This window comes from Pseudomonas sp. FG86, from assembly GCF_057808775.1.
Genome location: NZ_JBMDIS010000031.1, coordinates 59,147 through 68,236, shown reverse-complemented (window position 1 = coordinate 68,236; position 9,090 = coordinate 59,147). Strand labels below are relative to the sequence as shown.

Annotated in this window: 7 protein-coding genes; 6 read left to right on the top strand and 1 reads right to left on the bottom strand. The window is 59.3% G+C overall.

Features of this window, described 5'->3' with window-relative positions:
- Together ACODSV_RS19965 and ACODSV_RS19960 are read left to right on the top strand one after the other, a co-directional pair.
- Positions 1 to 1,685, top strand: a 1,685-nt coding sequence (locus ACODSV_RS19965; RefSeq protein WP_489078315.1) for a phospholipase D-like domain-containing protein, incomplete at its 5' end; no start/stop codon positions are given.
- Complete coding sequence (locus ACODSV_RS19960) at positions 1,685 to 2,968, top strand: SEL1-like repeat protein (protein WP_454843623.1); 1,284 nt, start codon at positions 1,685 to 1,687, stop codon at positions 2,966 to 2,968. The genes ACODSV_RS19965 and ACODSV_RS19960, both read left to right, overlap by 1 nt.
- Before the next feature lie 688 nt (positions 2,969 to 3,656).
- Here ACODSV_RS19960 and ACODSV_RS19955 read toward each other — a convergent pair.
- Complete coding sequence (locus tag ACODSV_RS19955) at positions 3,657 to 4,673, bottom strand: AraC family transcriptional regulator (RefSeq protein WP_150055533.1); 1,017 nt, start codon at positions 4,671 to 4,673, stop codon at positions 3,657 to 3,659.
- Between the two features lie 167 nt (positions 4,674 to 4,840).
- On the opposite strand from ACODSV_RS19955, the gene efeU reads away from it, so the two are divergent.
- From efeU to efeO (ACODSV_RS19935), 4 genes are read left to right on the top strand one after another with little or no spacing between them, the layout of a single operon-like run.
- A complete protein-coding gene (gene efeU, locus ACODSV_RS19950; RefSeq protein ID WP_024075313.1) occupies positions 4,841 to 5,686 on the top strand; it encodes an iron uptake transporter permease EfeU in 846 nt (281 codons plus the stop codon).
- A 10-nt stretch (positions 5,687 to 5,696) separates the two neighbouring features.
- Positions 5,697 to 6,899 carry an iron uptake system protein EfeO gene (gene efeO / locus ACODSV_RS19945; protein ID WP_150055534.1) on the top strand — a complete coding sequence of 401 codons (1,203 nt, stop codon included), beginning with the start codon at positions 5,697 to 5,699 and terminating at the stop codon, positions 6,897 to 6,899.
- Between the two features lie 14 nt (positions 6,900 to 6,913).
- The gene (gene efeB / locus ACODSV_RS19940; protein ID WP_150055535.1) at positions 6,914 to 8,221 is read left to right on the top strand and encodes an iron uptake transporter deferrochelatase/peroxidase subunit; all 1,308 of its coding nucleotides are present in this window, start codon (positions 6,914 to 6,916) and stop codon (positions 8,219 to 8,221) included.
- Positions 8,222 to 8,248: 27 nt separating this feature from the next.
- On the top strand, positions 8,249 to 9,067 hold the full coding sequence (gene efeO / locus ACODSV_RS19935; RefSeq protein ID WP_150055536.1) for an iron uptake system protein EfeO: 819 nt from the start codon (positions 8,249 to 8,251) through the stop codon (positions 9,065 to 9,067).
- Positions 9,068 to 9,090 lie beyond the last annotated feature (23 nt).

Below are 9,090 nucleotides of genomic sequence, written 5' to 3'. Positions count from 1 at the left end.
ACGGTGAAGAAACCTTCAAGGCCGTGCACCTGGCGATCGCCCAGGCCACCAAAACCGTCGACATCATCTGCTGGGGCTTCCAGCCATCGATGTTCTTCATCCGCGACGGCAGTGCGCCGAGCATCGGCGACCTGCTCAAGGCCAAGGCTCGCGAAGGCGTCGAGGTACGCGTGCTGGGTTGGGAGATGCCGCTCAACTCCGCAGGCTTTGCGGGTGAGGCGAACCTGCCTGGCAAAGGCACGCTGCGTATTCAGGATCGGGCCCTGCAACATTCTACTCAGGCGCAATACGACGAAGACCGCCGCTGGTTTGCCGACTGCGCGGTCTCGGATGCGAAGGCAGTGCAACAGGCGGCGAAGGGGCTTCCGGTGTTTGTGAGTCGTGGGTTCGACCTGGATGAACGAGCGGAGATTGCCCGCAGTGTAAAACACGAAAGCCTTGATCCCGATATCAGCGCCAAGATGCGCCACGCGCTGCGGCTGACGGCCAGCCACCACCAGAAAAGCGTACTGGTCGACTATGAGCTGGAGGACAGCGCCGTTGGGTTTGTCATGGGCCACAACATGCTCGATGAGTACTGGGATAAAAACGAGCATTCAGCACGGGGCCGAACCGCAGACACCAAACCCGAACCCAATCGTGGCCCGCGTGGCGACACCCCGCGCCAGGACATTTCCAGCCAGATCAGCGGACCGATCCTGGAACACCTGCACCATAACTTCGCTACCGCCTGGCGCAAGGAAACCGGTGAAGACTTGCTCGCCTCGCGCAAGGCAATGGCGGTGGGACCTCAACTGCAATGCCCCCCCGGCGCCACTCGCCAAATTGCCCAGGTACTGCGCACCCAGGCGCAGGCGGGTAAGCGTGATATCGAAAAGGTCTATCTGAACGCGGTCAACAACGCGACCCAGTTCATCTATATCGAGAACCAGTACTTTCGTTGGCCGCCGTTGGCTGAAGCAATCAAGAAAGCGGCCACCGATCAAACCGGTGCGGGACGTGATCCGGGTTTGCATGGCGCGTTGCACCTGTTTGTGATCACCAACGCGACCGACGACGGCATGGGCGCAGGCACCGTGAATACCCAGCGCATGCTCGAAAGCCTGGGGCGTGCCGACACCATTCCTGGGGTGACCAAGCTACAGCGCATCGAAGAGGTAAAGCGCGCCGCTCCGCCTCGGCCGACACCTGATCCACGCGATCACGTCGGGCAGAGGGAATTGGCGAACTGGCAGGCTGAGTTTGATCAGAAAACCAGGAAGATTAAGGACAGCACGATCATTGCGCAGGAGATCCCCGGCCTGAAAGTCCACATGTGCTCACTGGTGGCACCGGATTCACCCGCCGGCAAACCGTGGACACCGGTTTACATCCATTCCAAGTTGATGATCGTCAATGACGTGTTCACCACCCTCGGCTCGGCCAACATCAATACCCGCAGCATGCAGGTGGATAGCGAGCTGAATATTGCCCATGAGTGGATGAGTGTGACGCGGGCATTGAGGCGGCGGTTGTGGGGTATGCATACGGATAACAAGGGGGCGCAGGATGAGCCGGGCAAAGCGTTTAAGGCTTGGCAGGAGATCATCAATAACAACAAACGCCTCCAAAAAAATAGGGAGGCACCCGATGCTCCACTCGTCGAGTTCTGTTACGGCAACTCGATCCTAAAGGATCTCGACTGATGCGCCGAATCCTTCTGCTATCAAGCCTAATGTTGGCCGCCTGTAACAACGGCGGCCCCCTTACTCACCTGAATCAGGATATTCCAATGAGTCCGATCACCGAGGCCAAGCAAAAGCTGACCTTTACCTGTATGCATGAAACCATTCCCGAACCTTCAACCGAAGCCGATGTGCTATTCCAGTACGCCCGTTGGTTGCAGAAAAATAACCAGCTCAAACAAGACAAGACCATCGATGCCGAAATTGAGCGGCTGTATCGTATTGCTGCCGAGAACGAACACTACAAAGCCAATATCAACCTGCAGAACGGAGCAATGCGTGGAAAGTTCAAGCTAAGGGGGGAGGAGCATCTGCGTCTAAGCCAGCAATTGATCGACGCGGGCGTGGCGACGGGATATTACTTCATCGGCGTTTTCCTGAAGAGCGGCTCTGCCGGGCTGAAGCAGGACACGGCCATGTCATTGCGTTATTTTCGAAAGGCGGCTGATCAGGGTAATGCCCAGGCCCAATACTACGTGGGTGACAAGCTCGACTCGATTGATGTTGCACCGGGAATAGCAATACAGATGTATCGCTGTTCAGCTGAACAGGGAAATGGCGAGGCGGCAATTGCGCTCGGTATTTATCTTAAACACGCACGGCAGTATTTGGAGGCTATCGAGGTTTTCCAAATGGGCGTTGTAGCTGGCGACGAAAGTGCTGCCGGTTGGCTAGAGGAGGCATTTCGCGGCCCTGCACCCTCCAACAAGTTGTATTACCTAGGCCAACAGGAAGACCTTGAGCGAGCCGAACGCTATGAAAAAATCTGGCGAATTCTCGCAAACTACTCCTACGCCGACCCCAAAGTCCCCGAAATCAACGACATCCTTCCCCTACCCCCAGCCAAACTGCCCGCCTGGGACGGCAAACTGCAATGGCTGGAAGCACGCCTGGCCAATGTCCCGCCAGAAAAGCCCAGCGAAGCGTTGATCCATCAGTTAGCCCAGATCAAGCTTCTCGACCCGGCAACTGGCCACGGAATGCCGGGGTCGCCTGCGTTCAGCCAATCGCACTTATTCGCACCCAACTGCTATAGCGGCCAAATCTGTCCAGTAAGTGGCTATTGGAAGGTTGGCTTGCTTCTTCCGGGTTATTCAGTGGCAGGGCGGAACGGTGTTCAGTGGTTTGAGAAAGGCGAGATCTTGCCGATGCTGGTGATAGAACGCTATCAGGTACGTAGTTGGCCGTTCTCCGACAAGATTACGCAACGTGAGCAATCGGTCGAATGGAGCCTGCTTTCATGAAGCGCGGCCATAGTCTTTGGGGTTAATGGCCAGCCACCACCAGAAAACGACTACGAGGTGAAGGACTGCGCCGTTGGTTTTGTCAGCAGTACCGCTAATCGAGTTCCTTCAGTACTTTCAGAATTTTTCAGAGTGCTTTATATGGCCGGCGATAAAAATAGAAAATCACCCAGAGCATCTCGTCTCGCATTAACCCTAACGCTTTTATCTTTCCCATCTTTTATCTTTACAAGCTTGTATTTTGTAAGTCCAGAACTGGGGAGGATGGTAAGTTTTACCGTTGGAGTTTTTGTTATGACTCCATTACTTTCATTACTCACTCTCTTTCTGTATTTTTTGGAAGTCGGGAGAAATAGAATAATTCTTCTATTATTGCTTATTGTTTCCGCTCTATTGGTTTTGGCCATTCTGTTCATGGGATGGTGCTGGTCACTATTGATTTGAGGCACGCGCGAATAATTTCAGCCGGAAAAGGTCAAGAGTCGATTTCCCGTCATCAACCATAACTTTCTGCGACGTCGCCTTCGCGGCGTTGCTACAACAGGCTCAGCTCTGCCCTAGACGGGAGCAGATTACGAACTTCAAACAGCGGGATTTAACCTGTGCAGGGGGCGGGTCAAAAACATGCTGGTGGGTAAGGTATATACAGACCAGCCATGACTTAAGCACCATATATCTGCCTGAAGACTTATCTGGCATCGTTAAGAATCAAACTCCGATAATGCCCCGGATTCGACCCCGCCCATTTACGAAACGCCTTATAAAACGAACTGGTGTCGGCAAACCCCAGTCGCGTCGCGATCTCGGCAAAGCTGATGTGGGGTTCCGCCAGCCAGACAATCGCCAGCTCTTTGCGCACGCTGTCCTTGAGGCCCTGATAGGTCTGCCCTTCTTCCGCCAGGCGGCGGCGCAAGGTTGAGGCGGAGATGCACAGGCTGGCGGCCAGGCCGTCGGTTTCCGGCCAGATGTCGGGTGGCATCTGGCGCAGGTCGTGCTTGATGCGGGTGGCCAGGCTGTCGGGGTCACGGTACTTGACCAGGATGTTCGCCGGCGCATGGGCGAGGAAGCGCTTGAGCTCCTCGGGGCTGCGCTTGATCGGCAGGTCGAGGCAGTCGGCGGAGAAGATCATGCGGGTGCGCGGTCGATCAAAGCGCAGGTTGTCAGAGAACATCACCTGGTAGTCATCGCAGAAATCTGGCTGGGGGCAGCGCAGCTCGATGGCGAGGATCGGTATACGCCGCCCCGCCAACCAGCAGGCAACGCCGTGGACGATCATCCAGTACGTGAAATAGGTAAACGCCCGGCGTGGCTCTGCCTCGGTTTCCAACAGCACGATTTCTGCCAGGCTTTGCTGGCGCACCAGTTGCGCGGGCAGATGGTCGAGCATCAATGACAGGAACCCCAGCCCGGTTTCCAACCCATCGACCACGGTGGGTTGGGCCAGGGCGGCCCGGCACAGAAACGCCAGGCTGCCGGATTTGAGCTTGCGCGGGTCCATGCCAAAGAACTCATCGTCCAGGCGCCGCGCCAGCAGGCGCCACAACCGCGCGTAGGCGGTGGCCGACACACGTGCGCCGGGCTGCAGCAACAGCTCGGGGTCGATGCCCACCTTGTTCAACGCTTCAACGGTGGCGGCCCCCGGCGCACAGCTCTGCGCCAGCGCTTCGCGCACAAGATGGATGGAAATGGTGTCTTTTTCCGACATGGGGGCGGGGCAATCCAACGGCTCAAAAGGTGGTGTGCATCATAAGGGCGGTTGCGCTTCCCCACCACCGTTCAGCCGGCGTTCAGTAAAGGTCAATATTTCTTGTTTAGCAATGAGTATCATTATGTTACAACTTAGCTTCCTATCTAGTTACCCTGCGGTGCCGAATGCTTGTCCCCTTTCTCATCATGTTGCGCGAAGGAATTGAAGCAGCCCTGATCGTTGGCATCATCGCCAGTTACCTGCAACAGACCGGCCGCGGCCAGTGGATGCCAGCGGTATGGATCGGCGTGTTTCTCGCTGCCGCGCTGGCCTTGCTGGTGGGCGGCGGTCTGGAATTGGTCAGCGCCGAGTTCCCACAAAAGCAACAGGAGTTGTTTGAAGGCGTGGTCGGCCTGGTGGCTGTGGGCATCCTCAGTTCCATGGTGTTCTGGATGCGCAAGGTGGCGCGCTCCATCAAGCATTCCCTGCACGCCTCCCTCGATCATGCACTGGCCGGCTCCAGACATCAGGTCATCGCGTTGATCCTCATGGTGTTTTTCGCCGTGGCGCGCGAAGGCCTGGAAACCGTATTTTTCCTGCTGGCGGTGTTCCAGCAAAGCGAAGGCCCCGGTGCACCGTTGGGCGCCCTGCTCGGCCTGGTCCTGGCGGTCATCGTCGGTTTCCTGATCTACACCGGCAGCATGCGCCTGAACCTCGGGGCGTTCTTCCGCTGGACCGGTCTGTTCATCCTGGTGGTGGCCGCGGGCATTCTCGCCAACTCAGTGCAGGCCTTGCATGAAGCCGGCCTGTGGAACCACCTGCAAACCGTGCTGTTCGATTTCAGCGCCGTGCTGCCGATGGACAGCCCGTTGGGCTCGGTACTGGCCGGGATGTTCGGGTATCAAGAAGCGCCGACCGTCAGCACGCTGGGCGCCTACCTGATTTATCTGGTCGTGGCCCTGGTGATGTTCTTCCTGCCCGCAGCACCGGCCAAGCCGGCCGTCACCTCTTCTTCCGTTTCCAGCCAGTAAGGACCGTCCCTTGTCCAACCCAACGCCTCAACCCGCCTCCCCGCCCCGCGCCTTGCGCTGGGCGGTAGCCGGCTCGGTGGTCGTGATGATCGCCGCCGCAGGCCTGTTCTACTACGCCTCGCAAATGGCCGCCGCCAAGCGCCAGACCAACCACAATGAAATTGCCGTGACCATTCATGGCCACGCCTGCGAGCCGAACGCGCTGACCGTACCGGCTGGCCGCGCAAGCTTTCGCATCATCAACCGCTCGGATCGCGCGGTGGAGTGGGAAATCCTCGATGGCGTGCTGGTGGTCGAAGAACGTGAAAATATCGCCCCCGGCCTGAGCCAGGTGATCAATGCCAACCTGCTGCCCGGCGACTATGCGATCACCTGCGGCCTGCTGAGCAACCCGCGCGGCACCCTGCATGTGACCGCGACGGCGGAGTCCGACGCCCAGGCCAAGGCCAAACCGTCGATGGTGGCGTTTATCGGCCCGCTGTCGGAGTTCCGCGTGTACCTGAGCAGCCAGGGCAGTGCACTGGTCAAGGCCGTGAGCACCTTGCAGCAAGCGATCGACGCCGGTGACCTGGCCCAGGCCCAGGCGTTGTACGTGCTGGCCCGTGAGGCTTACCAGCGCTTGGCCCCGGCGTCGCAACGCCTGGCGGAGCTGGACAATGCCATCAACGCCCGCGCGGATTACTTTGAAAAACGCGAACAAGACCCGGCCTTCAGCGGCTTCCACCGCCTCGAATACAGCCTGTTCCAACAGCGCAGCCTCGATGGCCTGGCGCCGATTGCCCAGCGCCTGGTTGCCGACGTGACCACCCTCAAGCAACAACTGCTGGCGCAGTCGCTGCCACCGGAGCAGTTGGTGAGCATCGTGGTGCGCAACCTCAACAGCCTGGCCGATGTACGCGCCGTCAGCGGTGAAGAAGAACGCTACAGCCATATCGACCTCAACGGTTTTGCCGCCAACCTGGATGCCGCCCACAAGGTGGTGGACCTGATGCGCCCGTTGCTGAGCAAATCCGCCGCTGACTTGCTGCCCAAGATCGACAGCGCGCTCGATGCGTTCGATGCCCAGCTCAGTGGCTTGAAGGTCGACGGCCAGTACCGCCGCTATGACAGTGTTACCGCCGATCAGCGCAAGCAGATCGCCGACAAGGCCAAGGCTCTGGCCAATGTACTCGATGGAATCGACCCCGCCCTTGGCCTTTCCGGCCTGCAGTGAAGACGACCGCACACATGAGTGACTCACAATTGTTTGACCTTCAGCGCCGCCGTGTCCTGCTGGGCATGGCCGCCACCGGCGCCGCGATTGCCGGCAGCACCTTGAGCTGCCCGGCCATGGCGGCCGCCGCGCAAGCCCAAGTCACCACCGCCCCCAGCAGTGACAAGACCCAGGACCACCACGACTTTATCGGCCAACACCAGAGCGGCATCGTCACGCCGCGCCCGGCCTGCGGCATGCTGGTGGCGTTCGACGTACTGGCCAACGACCGCCAGGACCTGGAGCGCTTGTTCCGTACCCTCAACGAGCGCATCCGCTTCCTGATGAGCGGCGGTACCGTGCCGCAAGTCGACCCGAAGCTGCCGCCCACCGATTCCGGGATTCTCGGCCCGGTGGTGACGCCGGACAACCTGACCATCACCGTGTCCGTGGGTGAATCCCTGTTCGACGACCGCTTCGGCCTTGGCAGCGTCAAGCCCAAGCGCCTGAGCCGCATGGTCGGCTTTCCCAACGATGCCCTGGAGCCGGCGCAGTGCCACGGCGACCTGAGCCTGCAGTTTTGCTCCAACACCCCGGACACCAATATCCACGCCCTGCGCGACATCGTGAAGAACCTGCCCGACCTGCTGCTGGTGCGCTGGAAACAAGAAGGCAGCGTCCCGCCCCAGGCCCCTGCCCGCCCTGGCGAGCCGGCGCAGAGCGCGCGCAACTTCCTCGGTTTTCGTGACGGTTCGGCCAACCCGAACTCCAACGACAACCAGGCGATGGACCAGATCGTCTGGGTCCAGCCCGGCAGCGATGAGCCCGCCTGGGCCGCCCATGGCAGCTACCAGGCCGTGCGGATTATCCGCAACTTTGTTGAACGTTGGGACCGTACCCCCCTGCAAGAGCAGGAAAGCATCATCGGCCGTGTCAAGACCACGGGCGCGCCCATGGGTGGCCAGCAGGAAACCCAGGTTCCCGACTACAGCAAGGACCCGGAAGGCAAGTTGACCAAGCTCGATGCCCACATCCGCCTGGCCAACCCGCGCACCCCGCAGACCCAGGCCAACCTGATCCTGCGCCGGCCGTTCAACTACTCCAACGGCGTCAATAAAAACGGTCAGCTGGACATGGGGCTGTTGTTCATCTGCTACCAGGCTGACCTGGAGAAAGGCTTCATCAGCGTGCAAACCCGGCTCAACGGCGAGCCTCTGGAGGAATACCTCAAGCCGGTCGGCGGTGGGTATTTCTTCACCTTGCCGGGGGTCACGGGCCCTAAGGATTTCATCGGGCGCACGCTCCTCGCGGCAACGCACCCGCACACCCCTGCCAACACCTAAAACACACACCAGAGCGGAAATCGTCCCATGAAGAAGTCGTCTATCGCATTGTCGTTGTTAATCACCCTTTCGCCGCTGGCAGCGTTCGCCGCTACCGCGCCGCTGGACCTGGTAGGTCCGGTGTCGGACTACAAGATCTACGTCACCGAGGAAATCGGTGAGCTGGTGACCCAGACCCAGGCGTTCACCGATGCGATCAACAAAGGTGACCTGGCCACGGCCAAGAAGCTCTACGCGCCGACCCGCGTGCACTACGAGTCGATCGAGCCGATCGCCGAACTGTTCAGCGACCTGGATGCGTCGATCGATTCGCGTGTGGATGACCATGAAAAAGGCGTGACCGCCGAAGACTTCACCGGCTTCCACCGTATCGAATACGCGCTGTTCTCGCAGAACTCGACCAAAGGCCTGGAAGCGCTGACCACCAAGCTCAACGCCGATGTCAACGACCTCAAGACCCGTGTCGACGGCCTGACCTTCCCGCCTGAGAAAGTCGTCGGCGGTGCCGCGGCGCTGCTCGAAGAAGTCGCAGCCACCAAGATCTCCGGTGAAGAAGACCGCTACAGCCACACCGACCTGTATGACTTCAAAGGCAACATCGACGGCGCGAAGAAAATCGTCGACCTGTTCCGTGGCCAGATCGAGAAGCAGGACAAAGCTTTCCTGGCCAAGGTCGACAAAAACTTCGCCACCGTAGACAAGATCCTCGCCAAGTACAAAACCAAGGACGGCGGTTTCGAGACCTATGACAAGGTCAAGGACAACGACCGCAAGGCCCTGGTGGGTCCGGTCAACACCCTGGCGGAAGACCTGTCCACCTTGCGCGGCAAACTGGGTTTGAACTGACAGAACGCGCCAATGGCCGCTCA

Coding starts and splice junctions, on each gene's coding strand:
- ACODSV_RS19960 (WP_454843623.1), top strand. CDS start 1,685: ATGCGCCGAATCCTTCTGCTATCAAGCCTAATGTTGGCCGCCTGTAAC.
- ACODSV_RS19955 (WP_150055533.1), bottom strand. CDS start 4,673: ATGTCGGAAAAAGACACCATTTCCATCCATCTTGTGCGCGAAGCGCTG.
- efeU (WP_024075313.1), top strand. CDS start 4,841: ATGCTTGTCCCCTTTCTCATCATGTTGCGCGAAGGAATTGAAGCAGCC.
- efeB (WP_150055535.1), top strand. CDS start 6,914: ATGAGTGACTCACAATTGTTTGACCTTCAGCGCCGCCGTGTCCTGCTG.
- efeO (WP_150055536.1), top strand. CDS start 8,249: ATGAAGAAGTCGTCTATCGCATTGTCGTTGTTAATCACCCTTTCGCCG.